Genomic DNA, 18,980 nt, shown 5'->3' with positions numbered 1-18,980 from the left:
AGAACTGGAAACCAGCGCTCCCGGATACTGACTACCCTATGAATAGGCACGCCAAGTTACATAAAAACTCCGTGAACGGCAGCCGTATGGGAAATGTAATAGTATCCGCCGCCCAAGCTGTATCCAATGGTGCTGACGCGACGGATCATCCCCTGCCTCGATCTCAAGGACGGCAGGGTGGTGAAGGGTACAAACTTCCTCGGGCTCCGCGATGCCGGGGACCCGGTGGAACTTGCCGAGCGGTACAACGAGCAGGGCGCAGACGAGGTGGTGTTTCTCGATATCACTGCTTCCAAGGAGAAGCGGGGCATTATCGTGGAACTGATCAAGCGGGCCGCTGACCAGCTCTTCCTTCCACTCACGGTCGGCGGAGGACTCCGGTCCCTTGATGATATCCAGCAGATCCTCCGTGCCGGCGCGGACAAGGTGAGCGTCAACACGAGTGCAGTCCATGACCCCGCCCTGATCACCCGCGGGGCCGGGGCGTTCGGCACGCAGTGCATCGTGGTCGCAATGGACGTGCGCCGGAATTTTTTCCCCAATGAGAAGGCCATCCCCGTTCATCTTGACGACGGGAGGACGTGCTGGTACGAGGTCGTCATCTATGGAGGGAGCAAACCGACCGGCATCGATGCAGTCGCATGGGCACAGGAAGCAGAGGAGCGGGGGGCCGGGGAGATCCTGCTCACCAGCATGGAGACCGACGGGACCAAGAACGGGTTTGACATCGCGATCACCTCAGCTATCTCTGATGCCGCAGGGATCCCGGTCATCGCAAGCGGGGGCGTCGGGACCCTCGAACATTTCTACGAAGGCTTCACCCGGGGAAAGGCAGATGCCTGCCTTGCGGCAAGCGTCTTCCACTACGGCGAGTTCACGGTAAAGGAGGTAAAAGAGTACCTCAGAGGACGGGATATCCCGGTACGGCTCTGAGGTCGAGCTCAAACGCAACCACGGGGTGCTCGAGCTCAAACGCGTTCAGCACGGCAGGATGGATCTCGCCAAAGACCCCGACTTTTTTATTGCCGACAAGAATATCCGCCCGCCTGCCTTCGATAAATGCGGGATCTTCGGATTCCTTCACGGTACAGGCAATGGACAGCTCGTGCAGCATTGCATCGGCACAGGCATACGCCTCTGAGAAATCTGCATCCGGGTGCGTGCTGACACCGGCTGCCTGCTGGTGGGTGACGCAGCTCTCGACCACGTCGCCGACAGAAAATAGGCGCTGGGGGAGTTCGCGGTGCCGGTTCAGGGTGAGAAATTCGAGGAGCAGGGGGAGGAGCTCGGTCCTGACCACGGTATTTTCAATACTGATCGGGTGGAGGACGTGGAGGACGCCCTTCTTCTCCTCACGCTGCATCTTCTTGTAGAGCACGTCCTCGTTTGTCAGCGTGAACGGCATCACTTCGAGGTAGCCGAGACCACAGAAGCACTCCCGTGCGATCATCGCAAAACTCTGCACCGGATGAGGCTTCCCGACCGTGAAGGTCGACGGGGGCAGGGCCTGGAGGTTCTCGTACCCGTACGCAATCGCGACATCCTCAAAGATGTCCCAGTCGTGCATGATATCGGCACGGTAGCACGGGACCTGCACCCTGACCTTTTCGGCACCCTCCGGCCGCGCACCGAACCGCATCTTTTCGAGGAGCGTTGCCATCGACTGCGCGGTGAGGTCAATGCCCAGCAGCCGGGAGCATTCCTTGACGCTGACGACCCGCTCGGCAGGTGCCAGCGTGGGGGTCTGGGAGCCGTTGATCTCCACGCTTTCGATAGTCGCCCCGGCTTCCGCCATCGCCGTGCAGATGATGTTCACGGCTACACCCACGGCCTTCCGGTCGGTGCCGGTCGTATCGAGGAGGATGTTCTTCGTATCGATCGTCACCCGCGTCCGTTCTCCGTTGATGATCGGGGGGAACGAGAGGACGTGGTCATCGTCGTCCACGATGAGCGGGAAGAGAGGGAAGTCTTTTACAATCTTCGCGTAATCCCTCCCCTTCGGGTGCTTCTCGAGGATCTCATCCATCGTCATCTTCTCGGTGAAGTCGAGGGGGATGAATCCCCGGCTGCGACGCGAGGCGATGTAGTGGAACGGGGGGTTGACCGTGTCGAGATCATGGATACCGATCGCCACCTTGCTCCTGCCCCGGCCGACCGCCCAGTGCAGGGACTCCTGCAGGGACATGATGCTCTGGATCGACTCGTCATCGAACGATACCCCGCGGATCACCGCTGCCCCGAGAACCGGCCGGATATCGGCAAGGGCGGGGTCGACGGTGAATCTGATCCCTGACGGCTTGACCGGGTACACCGGAAGCCCGGTCTCGATACCAAGGAATCCACGCATCGCCCGAGCCACGCCCTCGGGTGAGAAGAGGTCGGGCCGGTCCGGGAAGAACTCCACGTCTGCGTGGTCCTCCTCGGTCCGCTCGATATCGGAGCCGATGAGGGCGATCTTATCAAGGATTGCCTTCCGGTCTGTCCGGGTCAGGCGCTCGAGGTACCGGTAGGGAAGCGAGATGACCGCCATCAGGCACCTCCCTGGATCTTACGGTACGCCGGGGTTTCCCGCAGGAACGCGACATCGCTGCGGTGAAGGTGCCGCAGATCTTTCAGGCCCAGCCGGAGCATTGCAATCCGGCTCACGCCAAGTCCCCACGCGAGGACCGGGTACTGGATGCCGAAGGGTGCGGTGACCTCCTCGCGGAAGACACCCGCACCGCCCATCTCGATCCAGCCGATGCCTTCGACATACACTTCGGCATCGAGGCTGGGCTCGGTGTAGGGGTAATAGGACGGCTTGAACCGTACGCCCTCAAAGCCCATGCGGTGGTAGAACTCGCGGAGGATCCCGAGCAGGTTGCCGAAGTGGACATCCTCGTCCATCACGATCCCCTCGAGCTGCTCAAACTCTGCAAGGTGGGTCGTGTCGATCGTCTCGCGCCGGTAGACCCTGCCGATGCAGAAGGCCTTGACAGGAGGGTTCGGGTTCGCTGCGAGATACTGGATGGAGAGGCTTGTCGTGTGTGTGCGCAGGACACACTGCTCGGCCTTCGCCTCCTTCCATGTGCCGCCCCAGCCGGTCGAGGATGTCTCCCCGCCGGACTCGTGCATCGCCTTCACGCGCTCGTACCCCTTCGGGAGGGGGAGTGTCTCGCCGAGGTAAAAGGTGTCCTGCATCTCGCGGGCCGGGTGGTCCTGCGGCTGGAAGAGGGCATCGAAGTTCCAGTAGGCCTGTTGGACGATGCTGCCGTAAAGTTCGGTGAACCCCATGTCGAGAAGGATCTCCCGCATCTCATCGATGATCCGCTGGTACGGGTGGATCTTGCCGGGATACGCCTTCTTCGGGAGCTTGGAGACATCATACTTCCGCAGGTTTGCAGTCTTCCATGCACCGGAGAGGATCTGGTCGCGGGTCAGCGTGCCGGTCTCTTCCCGCAGGTCAAGGCCCTGTCCCGCAAGTGAGAGCCCTGCCGGGGTTGCCGAAATAACATACTTCACCGATTCGGATTCCCGCAGGATCCCGCGTTTGATCAGTTCCTTTGTCTTCGGGTCAGCGGAAGACGGTTTTTTGAGGGCGGCTTCATCCGCATCGGTTGAGGCGCCCGGTGTTTTTGCCACAGAGGTTCCCTCAACCTTCACGAGCCCCTTCTTGCGCAGCTGGCCAAAGCCGATCCTGAACGCCTCATGTTTCTGGAGATCGGCAAGCTGCGTTCCCGGCAGGAGGAAACGGAGGAGCTGGGTCTCAGGGAGGCCGTTTTTCGCGTAGGTTTTTCCTTCATCCGTATACACGAACTCCTTTACCACAATGCGTTCAACGCCAGCAAGTCCCTTGTCCCCGGCTAGGTGTGCCCACTGCACGACCGCTTCCGGGGTCGCACCCATGACGGAGGCGAGGTGCTCCGCATCTGCCTTGTGTTCCTTCTCGAGCGTTGCCAGCAACCGTTTCTCGTTCTGCGTCAGTTCCGCCATGTCACACCTTGATCCTGTCTGCTGCCGCGTTCATCTTCTCCCTGAAATCGTGCAGGAATGCAACTACCCGCTCAGCGGTCTCCTTCTTGCACTGGCCGCATGTGATCTCCCCCGCCGTGCATTTTCTCCGGATCTCCGCAAGTTCCGCATCGTCTGTCACCATGTGGAAGAGGTTGAGCAGGTAGAGCGAGCACTTGTCCGGCTCGCCGCCGAGGCGTTTCTGCTCCTCAAGGGTCATTCTCCCGCCGGTGATCCCGCTCATCACCTTCTTTCTCACCACAGCCTCGGACTCATAGAAGGAGATGATGCTCTCCGGGATGCTCGAGGACATCTTCCCGCCAGTCAGCCCGGGCATGAAGATATGGTAAGTGGACGAGGGGGTGAAGAATGCAAACCCGCCATGCGCCCGTTCGATCTCGCGGACTTTCCCTTTCACGTCTGCACACTGCACGCCTTTAATGTCGACGTGCCCTTCGTATTTCTTCGCGTGCGGGAACGCCTTCTTCACCGCTTCCATCGCCGCATCAGGGGCATTCTTCGACCGGACGCTGATGTAACCGTCGCGTTCCTCGACCGTGAACATACGCATCTTGTGGGCGATCCCGCGGGTGAGCCGGATGTGCGGGTCCTGGTCAACCCCGACCGGCACCACCGTTGGGGCAGGTTCCCGGTCGATCTGGGGATAAAGGATATCGGCGACCTGCGTGATCACGGCGTCCGCGTGAGCGAGGTCGGTATCGGGACCAAAGCCGTAGATGGCGGTCAGTTCCGAGAAATTGACCTTGGTCGCTGCCTCGAAAGCTAGGTCCTTGAGCCGATTGTTTTTGCTCTGGAAGAAAGTCTCACCTTCAAACCCGAGGGCATAGAGGCAGGCAAGGTACTCCTTCCCGTATTCGTTGCACTTCTCCCACGATAGGCCGCGGACCGCATGGGCCTCGCGGTCGGCGATGGTGATGTAGCCGTTGCCACCCTGCTGCACGTGCCAGACCACCTCCTTCATCACCATCAGGTGGCCGAGGTGCGGGTGGCCGCTCGGCATGAACCCGGTCAGGATATGAAAGGGTGTCCTGTTCCTTATTGCCTGGGCGATGGGACGGTAGTCCCGGTGCCCGACTACGATGCCCCGTCGCATGAAGTAGGGGATCTCCGGGAGTTCTGCCATGACCGGGGCAATGGGGTCGATGCCGAACTCGGCAAAGGTCTTCCCGATATCGAGGGACGGCGTGCTTGACCAAGGGTTGATCTGAGGTTCCTGCATGGTTAGCTCACAGTTTTATCCGTGCGAATTCGACGAACTGGATTCCGGAAGAATGTACGGCGCCAAAGAACATCTTCTTTTTGACGCTGTGCGCCATGCGGACCGACCGCGAGATGACGCTCATGGGAAGGGTAGCCTCCTTCTCCACGGCATGGACCAGCAGGTCGGAGTGGACGTTTTTGCCACAATATACCCGGAAGTGGTGACCGAACTTGTAGCCGGTGCGGGGGGTGAACCCGTGACCGCGGAGTTCGGTATAGACCGTGTGCTTCAGGGTGAGTTCCCGATCGGCCTCGCTTGCCAGGGCAAGGAATTTGTCCGGACTCACGGGCTCGCTGCCTTTTTTCAGGAGGACCGTGCCTTTTCCCATGAGATAGAGGAGCTCCACCGGGGCGAGCATGAGACGTTCCGCATCAAGCCGCTTACCGTAACCGGCCTGCTCGAGCCCGGAGTGGGCCGGCACCCGCACCATGGCGGACTTGCCGGTTAGCATCGCATCAAAACTGGGGAGTTCCGACACATCACTGCAGGCATCCGCCAGCTTCTGGAGCTTGATTTCGTAATACGTAAGCTCCTCCTCGTCATCCACCACCGCAAGGACATACTGCTTCCGCATGTTCCTCGACGTAACCACTTCCTCGATCAGTTTCCCGAAATGGATCGGATCGCGTTCCGAGAGGACCCGCACGAGATAGAGTGACTCTCCGGTACCAGGTTTTTCCCCCCTGCGGAAGACCCGGAAGTCGTGGGGACCGGGCTGGACTACGTACCCCCGTTCCCGCAGGTCGCGGTACACGAGGAAACTGCGCATAAAATTGCGCTGGTCGGCAAATTCGGAAAAGAGAGTATCGAAACTATACCCAGCGACCTCGATCTTCTGGCGGTGGAGGAGATAGAGAGCCTCCTGAGGGGAGAGCCTTATACCCTCTTTCTCCATGCGCCCGTACCCGCTCTGCTCGTACAGGGAGCACCCGTCTTTCCCCAAACGGATCACGGTGCCGTCAAATATTGCCTTCACTGCCGGATCTATTGTTGCTGAAGGATTATAATGGCGCGTGGATACATGGGAAGCGCACCAAACGTGCATGAACGGGCCGGTCTGTATTCCATAGGAAATACAAAAGGGATACCGGGAAATTGCAGAGCAATGCGTTTAAAAGGGGAGATATCGAACCTGTATACTCAGATCGTATCTCATAAGTATGCTTAATTGCACGTCCCTGAGAGTGATTTCATTCCGGGAATATTTGGGTAATACTATAAGATACATCGATTACCCACACCGGAATCATGTAAACAGCCAATAACCAGTGGCGGAAAAATGATGGTGCATCAGATCAGCGACCATGGATGCCGATGCAGGAGCATGCTCAACCTCGCGGGTTTCCTCCCGCGGTCAGCCGCAAACGGCCCCGGCATCCGGGCCGTTGTCTGGGTTCAGGGGTGTCCGATCCGGTGCAGAGGCTGCTTCAACCCGTTATCCTGGTCCTTTTCTCCAATCAATATAGTTCCTGCAGACGAGCTTGCCGGCCGGATCCTCGCAACCTGGGGTGTTGACGGAGTCACCTTCTCCGGCGGGGAGCCCTTTGCACAGGCTGATGCACTCGCATCTGTGGGAGAGTGGGTTCGGGAGGCGGGGCTTACGGTCGTAACATATACGGGATACACGTACGAAGAACTCACCGCACGTGATGATCCTGCCTGGAATCGCCTCCTTGATGTCACAGACCTCCTCATCGCCGGCCCGTATATCGGGACCATGGCATGCAACGACCCATACATCGGTTCTTCGAACCAACAGGTCATAACCCTGACCGGAAGAATCCGCCCGGAGTCCCTGCAAGAAAAGGCACCCGAAGAGATCATTGAATTTTCCATCGCTCCTGACGGTATGGTCACGACCACAGGTTTTCCCAAGGAGACCATGGTTCGTCAGATCGCTGCCCGCTGCCGGGGAGAGTGAGACAATGTCGCATTTCAGCCGTATCAGGACAACCTTCCGGCACCGTGAGGCGCTCATCCAGTGCATGCAGGGGCTGGGTTATACGGTCGAGACCGATACGACCATCACGGGGTACCACGGCCGGCATAACGTGGATATCGCTGTGAAAAAATCCGGAGGATACGGCCTGGGATTCGTGAAGAACCCGGACGGCACGTACGACATGGTAGCAGACTGGTGGGGCGTTTCGGGAAAAGGCGAAAAGAAGATTGCCGAAGAACTGAAACAACAGGCCGAGACCATCCAGAAAGAATACGCAAAAAAAATGGTACTCGAACAGACGGTCGCGGACGGATTTGAACTTGTCTCGGAAACCGAAGAGAACGACGGGACAGTACGGATTGTCGTCAGGAGGTGGAAGTAGGCCATGCAGCTCGCCGAACCCGATTTCTCCCGCAGGCTGAACGTTTCGCTCCGGGCCCGGGTCACCCTGATCGTGGTGATCACACCGGAAGAAGAGAGAGTGGTGTCGCAGATCCGGGAGGTGTGCGAGACCTGGGACCCTCCCCGCCAGTGCATTGCGTGGGACAGCGTTGATGGTTTTTCCGTCATCGCCGGCAATAAAAATTTCCTCAACCAGTCGCGGGACCCCCTCACGGCACTCGACGATATTGTCAAGACCGGTGACGATGCCGTTATTGTCCTCAAGGACTTCCACGAGTTCTGGAACAACCCGCAAGTGAAACGCCGGATCCGCAACTTCTCGCAGCAGTTCCGGTACAACCGTCGGACGATCGTAATCGTGACCCCGACACCCCGGGTACCGGACGAGATCCGCGACGAGGCCGTGATCGTTCACTTCCCTCCTCCGACAGCAGCCGAACTCTCTGCCGACCTCGACACCCTGCTTGCTACGAGCGGCATCACCTGCTCACTGTCGCCCGGAGGCCGGGAAAAGATCATCCAGGCCGCGCTCGGTATGACCCTCAACCAGGCACGCAGGGCATTCTCCAAGGCGATTGTCACCCGCGGCACGCTTGATGACCGGGATATCGATGCAATCATTGCCGACAAGAAGGACATCCTGAGCGCCTCGGACGCGCTGGAGTTTTACAGCTACACCGAGGCTCCGGAGAACGTCGGGGGCCTTGCGGTCCTCAAGGACTGGCTCAGCCTGCGCGAGCGGGCGTTCACGCAGGACGCACGCAACTTCGGACTCCCGGCGCCTAAAGGCATCGCGCTGATCGGCATACCCGGCACAGGCAAGAGCCTGACGGCAAAGATGATCGCTGACCTCTGGCACCTCCCCCTCCTCAGGCTTGATGTGGGGGCACTCTTCGGCAGCCTTGTCGGCGAATCCGAGGAGCGGACGCGGCGCGCCCTCTCGCTTGCCGAGACGATCAGCCCGTGCATTCTCTGGGTGGACGAGATCGAGAAGGCGTTCGCGTTCGGCAGCGGGGATGCCGGCACAAGCCAGCGGGTCTTTGCCCATCTTCTCACATGGATGCAGGACAAGACCTCCCCGTGCTTTGTCGTAGCAACAGCCAATAACATCTCTGCCCTCCCGCCGGAACTGCTGCGGAAGGGCCGCTTCGACGAGATCTTCTTCCTCGACCTGCCCACAATCGAAGAGCGGCGCGAGATCTTCACAGTGCACCTGAAAAAGCGCAAATGCCTCCCTGCAGAGTTCGAACTGGACACCCTCGCAAAGGAGAGCGAGGGCTACGTAGGCGCCGAGATCGAGCAGACGATCATCGATGCAATGTACCGGGCGTTCAGCGAGAACATGCGCCGGGTCACGACCGCTGACATCCTTCTCTGCATGAAGACGCAGGTCCCCCTCTCCGTATCGCAGCGGGAGACCGTTGCCGCACTCCGTGCCTGGCTCGCGGAAGGGCGAGTGCAGTCCGCATCGCGGGCGTCAACCCCCCTTTCAGGGAACGGGAAAACGATCGCGCTGGAGACCTTCGATACCGGGCGCGCGTGAGCCTCGATGAAGATCGTCCCCACATTTCCGGTCATCGGCCCCATGCTCTACCGGCGTTCGGTCAAAGTGATTGCCGGGGATGCGGGGGAAGGGGACGCCCAGGCAGTCCGTACGCTGGCCGGCATAGCCACGACGAGCTCCGATGCATCTGCACGGGCGATCGCGCTCGATGCCCTTCACACCCTTCGATCTCAGGACGCCATCGATGCGTTCTGCAACGAAGTGCTGGCCCTCGGGGACCGGAAGCTTGAAACAATTGCAGTCACTCATGGATATATTCCCTCGGAACCGGGGCTACGGGCACTCTTCCTGTATATCACCGGGCAGGAAGAGACGTTGTGCCGGTTTGATCCAGACGCCCATCATCCAATCCTCGCTTGTGGGTATGCCGCGGCACCGGAAGGGATCAAAGCCAGAACGCTCCGCAGTGCTTCAGACACCCGTATGGGCCGGATTCTCGCGCGTGCACTGATCGGGGCCGATCCGGTCCATAGTGCAGGGACGTGGTCGTATGGCGAGTGGGAGGTTGTGACAGCGAGCCTCACTGTTTCGGACGCATGGGACGTGCTGTGGCTTCTGGTATTTTCCGCACCCCCGTCTCTTGCGGTTGTGGTCCTGAACGACATGAAATCTTCCGGCTGGACTCCGGGTGGCGACGGGAGGCTGGTCTTTGAAGAGCTGGTCCGCGACCTGCCGGAATCATGGGCCTGCCCGGCACCAGAAAAACCCCTGCTCTCCATAGGAAACCATGACAGCCGGAGCCTGCGGCTTGCGTTCTCCCGGGATGGCACGCTCCTTGCCACCGGCAACGGCGACGGGAGAATGGTAATCTGGCAGGTATCATCAGCCCGGCTCCTCGCATCCATTACAACAAATGCCGGATCCATCGGCTTCCTTGCATTCACGCCGGACAACTCGTGCCTGATCTCGGGCGGGAACAACGGAACGCTCAACTGCTCTGCCATTCCTTCAGGAAACAAAATCTGGTCGTACGCGGACAAGAACCACCAGATCTCTTCCATTGCAATGTCCGGTAACGGGGAGGAGATTATTGCCGGGGATGAACGCGGAGGGCTTATCCGTATCGGGTGCCTGACGGGAAAGACTCTTCAGGTTCTGCAGGTGCACCCGTCCCCGGTGACCGCTCTCTCTTCGGCCCCTGAGGGAAAGGCCATCGCACTGGGCCATGCCGACGGGACCATATGCTGCTGTGACGTCGTGACAGGGACGGAGATGTGGACCGTGCCGGGCACCGGTGATGCTATCCGGGCCCTTGCGTTCACGGAACATGCTGACCAGCTGTTCGTGGTCCATGAACGTTCCCTCCCGGTACTCAGAGACGGAAGAAGCGGAGAGCTCGTATGGATATACGCAGGGTACTCCAGTCATCCTGCCTGCCATGCGATATCAGCAGATCGAAGGATAGCCGCAATCGGGGGCGATGATCACATCCTCCGGCTCTGGAACCTGACGGAGAAGAACCCGGCAGCGGAAGTTCCTTTCTACAGCCGCCTGGCGACCTGCTGCGCCATGACTCCTGACGGCACCCTGCTCGCTGCCGGCTGTAACGAGGGAACGGTATATTTTTTCAGCGTTCCCGACGGGAGGAGGATAAAAGAATTCCGGGAATATAAACGGCCGGTCTCTGCCTGTACCGTATCTCCGGACAGCACCCTCCTTGCTACCGCGGGATGGGACGGAACCGTCACGCTCCGGGGCATCCCCTCCGGGGAACTTCTCCGGACCCTCCGGCGCCCGGCCGGGGCCGTAACCGCCCTTGCCCTCACTTCAGGTGCTGGTGGCACCATGATAGTTGCCGGGACTGCGGATGGCACGGCACGGCTCTTCTCGCGGGAGGATGGCTCCCTGGTCCGGTCCATCGATCTGTACACGCCGTCGGTCAGGACCCTCGCGATCAGCCATGACGGGACATATCTTACCTGTGCCGGAAGCGACGCTACCCTCCGTATCTGGGACCTCCCAAAGGGCAGTCTTGTTACCACGTGCGATGGTCTCACAACAACCGTGCGGTGCCTTGCATTCCTTCCGGATGCAACCGCATGTATCTCCGGCGGATGGGAAGGGGTGGCGAGGATCTGGAGCGTGCCTGACGGGAAACCGACAGGGACACTTCCCGGGCACTCCAGCACTCTTACCTGCTGCTGTCTCGATCAGACGGGACAGGTTCTCGTGACCGTTAGTAATGACACAACCGTGCGCATCTGGGAATTGGCAGGGGAGAAGAAGAGCACTGTCATCAGGGATGCCAAAAAAGAGGTGAGTTGCTGTGCAATTTCACGGGACAGTACCCTCCTTGCCACCGCGGGCCCTGACCCTGTGATCCGGCTCTATCATCTGCCCGGAGGTACAGCAGCCGGGACGGTCCCGCAGGTCCCGGGGAAACCCACGGCACTTGCATTCACCGATGACGACCTCGCAATCGTTGCGGGATACGAAACGGGCATCCTTGCGTTCTATTCCGTGTACGGGCGTTCACTGATCCGGACGCTGCCCGCCCATGCAGGAGCAGTCACCGGAATCGTTGCCGTACCCGGTGATGACAGTATCATAACCAGCGGTCTCGACGGGATGATCCGTATCTTCCGGCTCCCCTTCATGCGGCCCCTTTCACAAACAACTCTTGCCGATCTCTATGCTGCACGGGAACAGGAACAGGCGGCCAGCCTGACTGCCGTTGCTGAGCAGTGGAGGTTCCTCCACCGCATGCTTTCCATCCGGTTCCAGAACGAGATCGAACTCTGCCTGGCATTCCGCGATGCCGGGATGTATGATATCCAGATCGTCGGGTGATACTGGTGGACAGGTACGCACATTCCTCCGGGCCGGCCATTCGTCTCAGCGTGGATTTCGGGGCCGGAATACTGGTCGTCGGGATCTCAGAACAGGACGGCTGCGGGTACCGGACCATGGAGTTCCCCGGCTGGTCGCAGGAAATGCCCGGCACAGGAGCCGATGGACCAGTCCATGGCATACCGGTTTTGATCCATTACGATCAGGACGGGAGTCGGACAATCGGCGATGAAGTTGAACGTGCAGGTTGTTCCGATCATCCCTCTACGGCGCGATGGATCCGGAAATACCTGCTGGAGGGAAGCCCGGTGCAGATCCCGGCCGGCACGGACCGACGGATCACGTTCCGCGATACTGCCATGGATTTCCTGGGAACCGTCCTTGCACGCGCTGCACGGGAGTGCCCCGGGAGCCCTGCGGTTGTCTTTGCCATTCCCCCGGATGCGCCCGAATGGTATGCCAGATGGCTCGGGAGCATCGCCCGCGGGGCCGGGATGACGTCGTGGTACACACTCGATGAGCATGCTGCCGCAGCTGCCGGGTACAGGTTGTATGTCGAAGAGGGGAAGGCATTTCTCGTCATCCGTTTTGATGAAACGGGTCTCATTGTGTCCGTTGTCCGGCGGGAGGGATCATCGGTTCATTTCCCTGCCGGGGAGCTGCGGGTGGCAGGACAGGCATGCGATGATACCGGGTGCAGGGCGCTCGATGGCTGGATTGCACAGGATATGCTTGCACGGAACCGCATGAGGTACGCTGGTGCAAAAGCCCGGCAGATACACGAGACGATTATGGGCAGGATCGGGGAGGTGTACGAACAGCTGGCAGCAGCTGACGATGCCGGGCTTGAGGTTGCAGCTCCGCTCACCGGAACAGCCATTTCTGCCAGGATATCCCGGTACGATATCGATCGGATCGTTACGGAACACGGGTTCCCGTCAGTCATAGACCGGACAACCGGCCGTGCACTGGCAGCGGCACGCTCCCGCGGGTGCGGGGAGGAACCGCCCGTCGCCATCCTGATGACCGGGAGGGGGTGTGCGATACCAGCGGTGCAGGAACTGGTTAAAAAGCGGTTTCCAAATGTTCCCGTCCTGTGCGATCGTCCCTTCGACGCTGTTGCCCGCGGAGCTGCGTTGTTCATACCCCGTGAGAACAGGCATGACCGGATCAGGTACGACTATGCGCTCCGGTACTGGGACCCGACAGCCCGCAAGCACCGGTACCGTTTCCTCGTGCGCAGCGGGACCCGGTACCCCAGCGCAGGCCAGGTCGCCCGCATCACCATCAGCGCCGCGTACGACGGGCAGACCCACCTCGGCATTCCCCTGTACGAGATTATCACCGCGGCGGATGCCCATGCACCTGCCTTTGAGCTGGTCTCGGATGCCGCCGGAGGGATCCGGGTGGCCGGACCGCCGGACGATGCCGGTACCGGGAGCAGGCCGGTGCTGGTAAACGAACGGACACCGACGCTGCTGGCCGCCGACCCGCCGGCGTTCAAGGGAGACCCGCGGTTCGAGATGACCTTCACGCTCGATGCAGAAAAACACCTGCGTGTTACGGTACGCGACCTTGTGACCGGGGTCCTCGTAAAAAAGGATGCACCGGTGCACAGGCTGACATAACTGGAGGAGAGGAAATCATGGAAATGCAGGAAATGGAGATCATGATCGACAACGAGGGAAGGATACAGGTTAAAGTGAACGGGGCGCATGGTGCTGACTGCCTTGCACTCACTAAAAACCTTGAGGATGCTGCGGGAGTAGTGGAGGAGCGGATATATTTACCGGCATACTACGAGCAGCCGGTGAGCGAAGAGCAATACACCCGTATCCAGCGATACTAAAAAATTACCGGGCCAGATCCCTCACGGCCTGTATGTTGCCCCGGTCGTCCCGCCGGTCGTCCACGGGGGTCTCACAGATAAGCGGGAGGGCGACAAAGACCCTGTTGTGGAGGATCCGCCGGAAGCCGTCCTCACCGATGAACCCAAGACCGATGTGCTCGTGCCGGTCAAGGCCGCTGCCCCGGTCGCCCTTGGTATCGTTCAGATGGATGACCCGGAGGTTCGAAAGGCCGACCTGCTCATCAAGCTGCCCGAGCGTTTCAGCGATCCCCTCCTCGGTCCGTAATTCATAGCCCGCCGCGAACGCGTGGCAGGTGTCGAAGCAGATGCCGATCCGCTTCTTCTCTTCGATCCCGTCCATGATCCCCCGGATGTGCTCGAAACTGCTCCCCACGCTGTTCTTCTCCCCTGCGGTATTTTCAAGGATCAGCTGCACGGCATTCTCCGATGTGCCGAGCGCCGTATTGATCGCCGTGATCACCCGCGCCCTTCCCCCCGCAATCCCGTCGCCAAGATGGTGGCCGAGATGGGTCACAAGATAGGGGATCCCGAGCGTGCCGCACCGGCCGAGTTCGGCGGTGAGGGTTGATACCGATTTCTCCCAGACTTCCGGTTTAGGTGAGGCAAGGTTCGGCAGGTAAGGCATGTGGTCGACCGGTATGAGGCCGGTGGTCCGGCACTTTGCCCGGAAGGCTTCGCTTACCTCACCGGCGATCGGCTGGTACCCCCATCCCCGCGGGTTGCTCGAGAACATCTGGAACACATCGCATCCGGCATCCTTCGCCCGGTCCACCGCAAGGTCGAGGGAACCGGCAATCGAGACATGGACCCCGACTTTTACCATGCACTGTACTCCTGTATCATCTGATCAAGAATCAGGTAAAGGGGTATTTGGGGGTTGTGATAGGGAGAGCCAGTACCCCTCCATCTCCTGCAGTTGCCGCAGGATCCCGGGCCTGCCGGCTGAGGTACCTTTCGGGGCCCATTCATGGAAAAAAAAGTGCAGGCTTATTTCATGCGGTACGTAAGCAGTGCCGCACCAAGACCCACTGCCCCAATCACGGCAAGCGGCAGGCTGCCGGACTTTGTGGTCGGGACTGCAGTCGGGACGGGAGTGGGGACAGTTGTTGGGGTCTGGAGGAACTGCTGGTCGAAGCCGATCGGCGGCACGACCTTGACGATATAGACCGAGATTGGTTGCGGGCCGGTCATGCCGGTTCGTCCTCCCGCGCAGGTTTCTGACGACCCCTCGCCATTTACAAACGTGACCTCTATGCTTGAGCCATCATTCCTGCCATTGTATAGCAATACCTGGCGGGGTTCGAGGGTCTTTTCTAGAACCCTGGTCCCGCTGCTCAGTACATTCACAGAAGATGTTGCCGCGTTGCAGGTGGTCCCAAAACAGGTGGTGCAGTCGGAAGCCGTGGTAACGTCCAGCGCATAGTCCCCGACCAGCGGGGTCGGAATGGTGCCGGGGTCCCCGACAAGGCCGGTCACGTACTCGCCGGCCGGAAGCGAATTGTAGAGCTTCGCGATGGTGATCCAGGTCCCCCCGGCGCCGCCAAGGCTCGTGGCAACAACCGTATCCCCGACATTGAAGATCGTGTTGGCACTGTCGCTTGGCATGCTCCCGGTCAGGGTGGTGTCGCTCATGGTATTGAACGAACAGACCGGGGCACTGCCGGACGAGTAACTACAGCCGTACTGGAGCGGGTTCTCGATCGTCAGGGTATTATTATCCTTGCTGATTGCCGATATCGTGCCCTTGACCGTAACTTCCTGGATGACTGCGGCGGCCGGCAGCACGCACAGGCACAGGACAAGGGCAGTGATGAGGGTAATGACGGTAATATGTTTCATTCCTGCAGCTCTCCTTTACAGAGTTCTATAACGAGAATCACCGCGGGACAATAAAAAGATCTCCGTCTGGCACGTACTCTTTTTACAAAGGAGGTCGACCATCTTACCATGCAGGTGACCTTCCTTGGTACCAACGGCTGGTACGACAGTATGACCGGCAACACGGTCTCGGTCCTGATCCAGGCAAAGGACTACGATATCATCCTCGACGCCGGCAACGGCATCGCGAAGGCCGACCGGTATATCACGCAGGACAAACCGGCATACCTGTTCCTCAGCCACATGCATATCGATCATATCGCCGGGCTGCATACCTTGTGTAAATTCCGGTTCCGGAAGGAACTGGAGATCTTCACGCAGGAGGGTACAAAAGGAATGCTTGAGGCGTTTGTCGCCGAGCCTTATACGGTGCCGTTCAAGGAACTTCCCTTCAAAAACAGCGTGCACGAGCTGGCCACAGGGACACACAACCTCCCCTTCCCGGTCACCTGCCTCCCGCTCGTCCATCCCGCGCCCTGTTTCGGGTACCGGCTGGAACTCGATGGCAGGGTGATCGCGTACTGCACGGACACCGGAGCCTGTGACAATGCGGTGACCCTCGCACGCAACGCCGACCTGCTGATCACCGAATGCGGCCTGAAGCCTGGCGGGGAGAGCCCGGACTGGCCGCACCTGAACCCGGAGATGGCCATCTCCATCGCAAAACAGGCACATGCCCGTCGGCTTGCCCTCACGCACTTCGGGGCGGAAGTCTACCGCACCCTTGAAGAGCGACGGGCCGTGCAGGAACGGTTTGCACCGGAATGCCCGGGGCTGGTTGCGGCGGTGGATGATCTGACGATTGAGGTGTGAGAATTTTTCCGGGGATGCGGCGGGCTGCCGTGCACCGCTGTAATTTTTAATTTTTCCTGTACTTCGCAGCGGCGGTTCAAAGAAAGAACTTCCGGGTTATACGAATCCAGCCGCAAAATGAGTTCTGATTTTTAATTGCGGTGGCAAATTGCGGTCAGATTTCCGCATCAACCAATTAGTATATATTCGGTTTTTTAAAAAAATTAGGTACTGATGCTGCCCCGTACATCCAGCCCCCGTCTCAAGGCGAAGCACCACCGGATCGTTGCAAGAGGCGGAGGCCGGCACTTTTACAACGTGAGTATCCATACGCGGCCGGTCCGGCGCGAGCTACGGGCCGGTCTGCGGACGGGCGGGGTGATGGCATGAGCCGGGAGCCGCGATCCTACCGGGCGCTTAAGGATGGCTGTGAGATCACCCCGTTGTGGGGCACCGTGCAGGTTGCAGAGTACGGCCCGGAGAGCCGGTATGATTTCACCATCACGGAGACCCTGCCGGTTGCATTTGTCCGCATGAGATTTGCGGGCCGGATCCTTGCAACGCTTGAAGAGATCGCCGCGAACTTCCACGATGACATCCTCCGGCTCCGGCCGATCGCAAACGTGGCCGCCATCTCCCGCGAGCTCTGGCTCCGGTCCAAGCACGGCACCTGGCGGTTCTTCCGCATCGAAAATGCCGGTCTTATCGAACTGGGCCGGGACGGCAGACCGCTAGGTGTGTAGGGGATTGCGTGAACTCAAAGGCCGGAAAAATAAATTTTTGCGGGAATTTTTTGATAAATTTTTAATTTAAAAAATTCTTTTAAAAAAGTCCGAGGGTTTTTTTATTTTTTTGTTAATGGAATCGTTCGATGCAGGCAACGATCTTCTTCACCAGCACTTCGGCCTGCTTCAATGCAAACTCTGCTTCACTATCCGTGATGGTGCCGGCAGTGTCGTAGACAGAACTGTTTCGCTTGCGCCGCATCCGGTCAAAGGTGATGGTGTCGCTCTGGTCAAGAAATTGTTCTGCAAATTTTACGACTGCTACGTGCTGGTTTGCCCCGTCGGGCCGGTAACCTTTTGAGAACATGAGGGCGCGGCCTGCCTGGAGAACTGCGTTGTACGCAATGGTATAGGCCCAATCCTGATCGTTTGCAAGGATGGTTCCGGCAGTGGCTAAATCGCGGCGGGCGTGCGCCAGGGCATCATCCACTTTTTTCTGGTCGAAGGGAAGTTTTCTGATGAGTCCCTGTTGTTCAAGATCGTCAATCATCACAGGTTCCGGTGATCACGATCTTGGGTTCATTGATTACATTCTTTACGAAAGGATCTCCGCTCTCTCTTCGTTTCCGGAATTCACCGGGCTGCATGAGCGTGTAGTTAATCTCGCGTGCGAGGGCCTGCTCACTCTCATGCACGAGGGGAATGAGCCGGTTTTCATCCACGTCGCCTACGATGAACAGGTCGATGTCGCTCTTTGCGCCGGCAGTTCCGCTGGCAAACGATCCGTAGATGAAGATGCACTGGATCTCACCGAGGGCTGCAAGGTTCTCCCCGATGTGCCGGGCTACGCCTTCGGTCTTGAGCACGATCTTCTGCAACTCTTCGTAAAGGTAGAAGTCGCGGTTGACGGTGTAGTACTGCTGGATGCCTTTCTTCTTTCCGGTGATGAGCCCGAACGATTCGAGATTGGCGAGTTCACGCCGCACGGAGTTTATATTTTCGTGGGTCATCCGCACGATCTCGCGGACGTAGACTTCGCCCTCGGGGTTGAGCAGGAAGAGGGTCAGGAGTTTTACCCGGGTCCGGGACGGGATGATCGCTTCGAGCATGAATACATAATGTATTCTCTTGAATAAAAGATGTATCCAATAGGGGGAAGGGGATGATCCTAGATCTGTCCGGAGAGGAGTCTTTTTGGGAGAGATCCTCTCCGTCGGAGAATACCCTGTTTTTGGGGATGGTCGAATCCGGGCCCCTACAGGGCTCCGATTACCCTTTTTGGGGGGTCGGAAGGGAATAATTCGCGAAAATGGGGGTGAGTTTCGGCTGTTTTTGCGATTTTTACACCTGTGACCGGGAGGTCATATTTAGCCACGTTACAGCGAAGAAACGGGTCCCGGGACAGGTTTCAGTTTGTGGGGGGCCCGTTGGGAGGGGGTTTTCTCCGACGGAGACGGGGGGTCTGACGCTCAGGCGCCGCGTGGGCTTGGACCGGCACCGTCGGCCCGCCGCCACCACGCTCATTTGCAGCCACACGCCGGATAGGAGCGAAACATGGCGGACGATCATATGCTGTTTGATAAGTCCTACGAGAAAATTATTACAGAAAAGATAGACAGAAAATCACGATGTATTTAGTTCAACTAGTCCCAATTTTTCCAGAATAGTGTTGGTTTTGAAATGACGTGATCTGGAAAAATGATGGATCGTTGAATTTAATATATGAATGAGACCACTCCTCTTTG

General features: G+C 59.0%; 18 protein-coding genes. 10 read left to right on the top strand and 8 right to left on the bottom strand.

All coding sequences use genetic code 11. The annotated features are described in order from the left end of the window. The first annotated feature begins 126 nt into the window (after positions 1 to 126). Positions 127 to 933: an imidazole glycerol phosphate synthase subunit HisF gene (gene hisF, locus ABSG49_RS03840; protein ID WP_424024782.1), complete on the top strand. Its 807-nt coding sequence runs from the start codon at positions 127 to 129 to the stop codon at positions 931 to 933. Here hisF and pheT read toward each other — a convergent pair. From pheT to endA, 4 genes are read right to left on the bottom strand one after another with little or no spacing between them, the layout of a single operon-like run. Beyond that, the gene (pheT, locus tag ABSG49_RS03835; RefSeq protein ID WP_424024781.1) at positions 902 to 2,530 is read right to left on the bottom strand and encodes a phenylalanine--tRNA ligase subunit beta; all 1,629 of its coding nucleotides are present in this window, start codon (positions 2,528 to 2,530) and stop codon (positions 902 to 904) included. The two genes, hisF and pheT, sit on opposite strands and share 32 nt — an antisense overlap. Beyond that, positions 2,530 to 3,972, bottom strand: a complete 1,443-nt coding sequence (gene pheS / locus ABSG49_RS03830; RefSeq protein WP_424024780.1) for a phenylalanine--tRNA ligase subunit alpha — start codon at positions 3,970 to 3,972, stop codon at positions 2,530 to 2,532. Before pheS ends, pheT begins: the two co-directional genes overlap by 1 nt. A 1-nt stretch (position 3,973) precedes the next feature. Continuing rightward, positions 3,974 to 5,230 carry a tryptophan--tRNA ligase gene (locus ABSG49_RS03825; RefSeq protein ID WP_424024779.1) on the bottom strand — a complete coding sequence of 419 codons (1,257 nt, stop codon included), beginning with the start codon at positions 5,228 to 5,230 and terminating at the stop codon, positions 3,974 to 3,976. Positions 5,231 to 5,237: 7 nt separating this feature from the next. Further along, positions 5,238 to 6,248, bottom strand: a complete 1,011-nt coding sequence (endA, locus tag ABSG49_RS03820) for a tRNA-intron lyase (RefSeq protein ID WP_424025145.1) — start codon at positions 6,246 to 6,248, stop codon at positions 5,238 to 5,240. 303 nt (positions 6,249 to 6,551) lie between these two features. Here endA and ABSG49_RS03815 point away from each other — a divergent pair, with 303 nt between their 5' ends. From ABSG49_RS03815 to ABSG49_RS03790, 6 genes are read left to right on the top strand one after another with little or no spacing between them, the layout of a single operon-like run. Then, a complete protein-coding gene (locus tag ABSG49_RS03815) occupies positions 6,552 to 7,193 on the top strand; it encodes a 4Fe-4S single cluster domain-containing protein (RefSeq protein ID WP_424024778.1) in 642 nt (213 codons plus the stop codon). A 4-nt stretch (positions 7,194 to 7,197) separates the two neighbouring features. Further along, a complete protein-coding gene (locus ABSG49_RS03810; protein WP_424024776.1) occupies positions 7,198 to 7,596 on the top strand; it encodes a DUF1257 domain-containing protein in 399 nt (132 codons plus the stop codon). A gap of 3 nt (positions 7,597 to 7,599) precedes the next feature. Continuing rightward, positions 7,600 to 9,159 (top strand): AAA family ATPase, encoded by a 1,560-nt coding sequence (locus ABSG49_RS03805; RefSeq protein WP_424024775.1) that lies wholly within the window; start codon positions 7,600 to 7,602, stop codon positions 9,157 to 9,159. A gap of 6 nt (positions 9,160 to 9,165) precedes the next feature. Further along, the gene (locus ABSG49_RS03800) at positions 9,166 to 11,970 is read left to right on the top strand and encodes a WD40 repeat domain-containing protein (protein WP_424024774.1); all 2,805 of its coding nucleotides are present in this window, start codon (positions 9,166 to 9,168) and stop codon (positions 11,968 to 11,970) included. A gap of 5 nt (positions 11,971 to 11,975) precedes the next feature. After that, entirely contained in the window at positions 11,976 to 13,598 is a 1,623-nt protein-coding gene (locus ABSG49_RS03795; protein ID WP_424024773.1) for an Hsp70 family protein, read from the top strand. A gap of 17 nt (positions 13,599 to 13,615) precedes the next feature. Continuing rightward, positions 13,616 to 13,819: a DUF2997 domain-containing protein gene (locus ABSG49_RS03790; protein ID WP_424024772.1), complete on the top strand. Its 204-nt coding sequence runs from the start codon at positions 13,616 to 13,618 to the stop codon at positions 13,817 to 13,819. 4 nt (positions 13,820 to 13,823) lie between these two features. On the opposite strand, the gene ABSG49_RS03785 is transcribed toward ABSG49_RS03790, so the two are convergent. Beyond that, positions 13,824 to 14,663: a deoxyribonuclease IV gene (locus ABSG49_RS03785; RefSeq protein ID WP_424024771.1), complete on the bottom strand. Its 840-nt coding sequence runs from the start codon at positions 14,661 to 14,663 to the stop codon at positions 13,824 to 13,826. A gap of 164 nt (positions 14,664 to 14,827) precedes the next feature. Then, complete coding sequence (locus tag ABSG49_RS03780) at positions 14,828 to 15,679, bottom strand: hypothetical protein (protein WP_424024770.1); 852 nt, start codon at positions 15,677 to 15,679, stop codon at positions 14,828 to 14,830. 108 nt (positions 15,680 to 15,787) lie between these two features. On the opposite strand from ABSG49_RS03780, the gene ABSG49_RS03775 reads away from it, so the two are divergent. The 3 genes from ABSG49_RS03775 to ABSG49_RS03765 all read left to right on the top strand — a co-directional run bounded on the left by ABSG49_RS03775 (position 15,788) and on the right by ABSG49_RS03765 (position 17,253). Next, on the top strand, positions 15,788 to 16,531 hold the full coding sequence (locus ABSG49_RS03775) for an MBL fold metallo-hydrolase (RefSeq protein ID WP_424024768.1): 744 nt from the start codon (positions 15,788 to 15,790) through the stop codon (positions 16,529 to 16,531). Positions 16,532 to 16,744: 213 nt separating this feature from the next. After that, on the top strand, positions 16,745 to 16,900 hold the full coding sequence (locus tag ABSG49_RS03770) for a hypothetical protein (protein WP_424024767.1): 156 nt from the start codon (positions 16,745 to 16,747) through the stop codon (positions 16,898 to 16,900). Further along, on the top strand, positions 16,897 to 17,253 hold the full coding sequence (locus ABSG49_RS03765; RefSeq protein ID WP_424024766.1) for a hypothetical protein: 357 nt from the start codon (positions 16,897 to 16,899) through the stop codon (positions 17,251 to 17,253). Before ABSG49_RS03770 ends, ABSG49_RS03765 begins: the two co-directional genes overlap by 4 nt. 112 nt (positions 17,254 to 17,365) lie before the next feature. Here the strand turns inward: ABSG49_RS03765 and ABSG49_RS03760 are convergent, their stop codons facing one another. Together ABSG49_RS03760 and ABSG49_RS03755 are read right to left on the bottom strand one after the other, a co-directional pair. Further along, entirely contained in the window at positions 17,366 to 17,785 is a 420-nt protein-coding gene (locus ABSG49_RS03760; protein WP_424024765.1) for a HEPN domain-containing protein, read from the bottom strand. Further along, a complete protein-coding gene (locus ABSG49_RS03755) occupies positions 17,778 to 18,344 on the bottom strand; it encodes a nucleotidyltransferase domain-containing protein (protein ID WP_424024764.1) in 567 nt (188 codons plus the stop codon). Before ABSG49_RS03755 ends, ABSG49_RS03760 begins: the two co-directional genes overlap by 8 nt. Between the last annotated feature and the right edge of the window lie 636 nt (positions 18,345 to 18,980).

Source organism: Methanoregula sp., assembly GCF_049510175.1.
In the GTDB taxonomy this organism is placed as follows: Archaea; Halobacteriota; Methanomicrobia; order Methanomicrobiales; family Methanospirillaceae; genus Methanoregula.
Note: the sequence above shows the minus strand (reverse complement) of the source record. Positions and strands in the feature narration are given on the sequence as shown.

Bases quoted from the DNA above. Each gene is read 5' to 3' on its own strand.
- hisF (WP_424024782.1), top strand. From the start codon at position 127: ATGGTGCTGACGCGACGGATCATCCCCTGCCTCGATCTCAAGGACGGC.
- pheT (WP_424024781.1), bottom strand. From the start codon at position 2,530: ATGGCGGTCATCTCGCTTCCCTACCGGTACCTCGAGCGCCTGACCCGG.
- pheS (WP_424024780.1), bottom strand. From the start codon at position 3,972: ATGGCGGAACTGACGCAGAACGAGAAACGGTTGCTGGCAACGCTCGAG.
- ABSG49_RS03825 (WP_424024779.1), bottom strand. From the start codon at position 5,230: ATGCAGGAACCTCAGATCAACCCTTGGTCAAGCACGCCGTCCCTCGAT.
- ABSG49_RS03815 (WP_424024778.1), top strand. From the start codon at position 6,552: ATGATGGTGCATCAGATCAGCGACCATGGATGCCGATGCAGGAGCATG.
- ABSG49_RS03810 (WP_424024776.1), top strand. From the start codon at position 7,198: ATGTCGCATTTCAGCCGTATCAGGACAACCTTCCGGCACCGTGAGGCG.
- ABSG49_RS03805 (WP_424024775.1), top strand. From the start codon at position 7,600: ATGCAGCTCGCCGAACCCGATTTCTCCCGCAGGCTGAACGTTTCGCTC.
- ABSG49_RS03800 (WP_424024774.1), top strand. From the start codon at position 9,166: ATGAAGATCGTCCCCACATTTCCGGTCATCGGCCCCATGCTCTACCGG.
- ABSG49_RS03790 (WP_424024772.1), top strand. From the start codon at position 13,616: ATGGAAATGCAGGAAATGGAGATCATGATCGACAACGAGGGAAGGATA.
- ABSG49_RS03785 (WP_424024771.1), bottom strand. From the start codon at position 14,663: ATGGTAAAAGTCGGGGTCCATGTCTCGATTGCCGGTTCCCTCGACCTT.
- ABSG49_RS03780 (WP_424024770.1), bottom strand. From the start codon at position 15,679: ATGAAACATATTACCGTCATTACCCTCATCACTGCCCTTGTCCTGTGC.
- ABSG49_RS03775 (WP_424024768.1), top strand. From the start codon at position 15,788: ATGCAGGTGACCTTCCTTGGTACCAACGGCTGGTACGACAGTATGACC.
- ABSG49_RS03770 (WP_424024767.1), top strand. From the start codon at position 16,745: ATGCTGCCCCGTACATCCAGCCCCCGTCTCAAGGCGAAGCACCACCGG.
- ABSG49_RS03765 (WP_424024766.1), top strand. From the start codon at position 16,897: ATGAGCCGGGAGCCGCGATCCTACCGGGCGCTTAAGGATGGCTGTGAG.
- ABSG49_RS03760 (WP_424024765.1), bottom strand. From the start codon at position 17,785: ATGATTGACGATCTTGAACAACAGGGACTCATCAGAAAACTTCCCTTC.
- ABSG49_RS03755 (WP_424024764.1), bottom strand. From the start codon at position 18,344: ATGCTCGAAGCGATCATCCCGTCCCGGACCCGGGTAAAACTCCTGACC.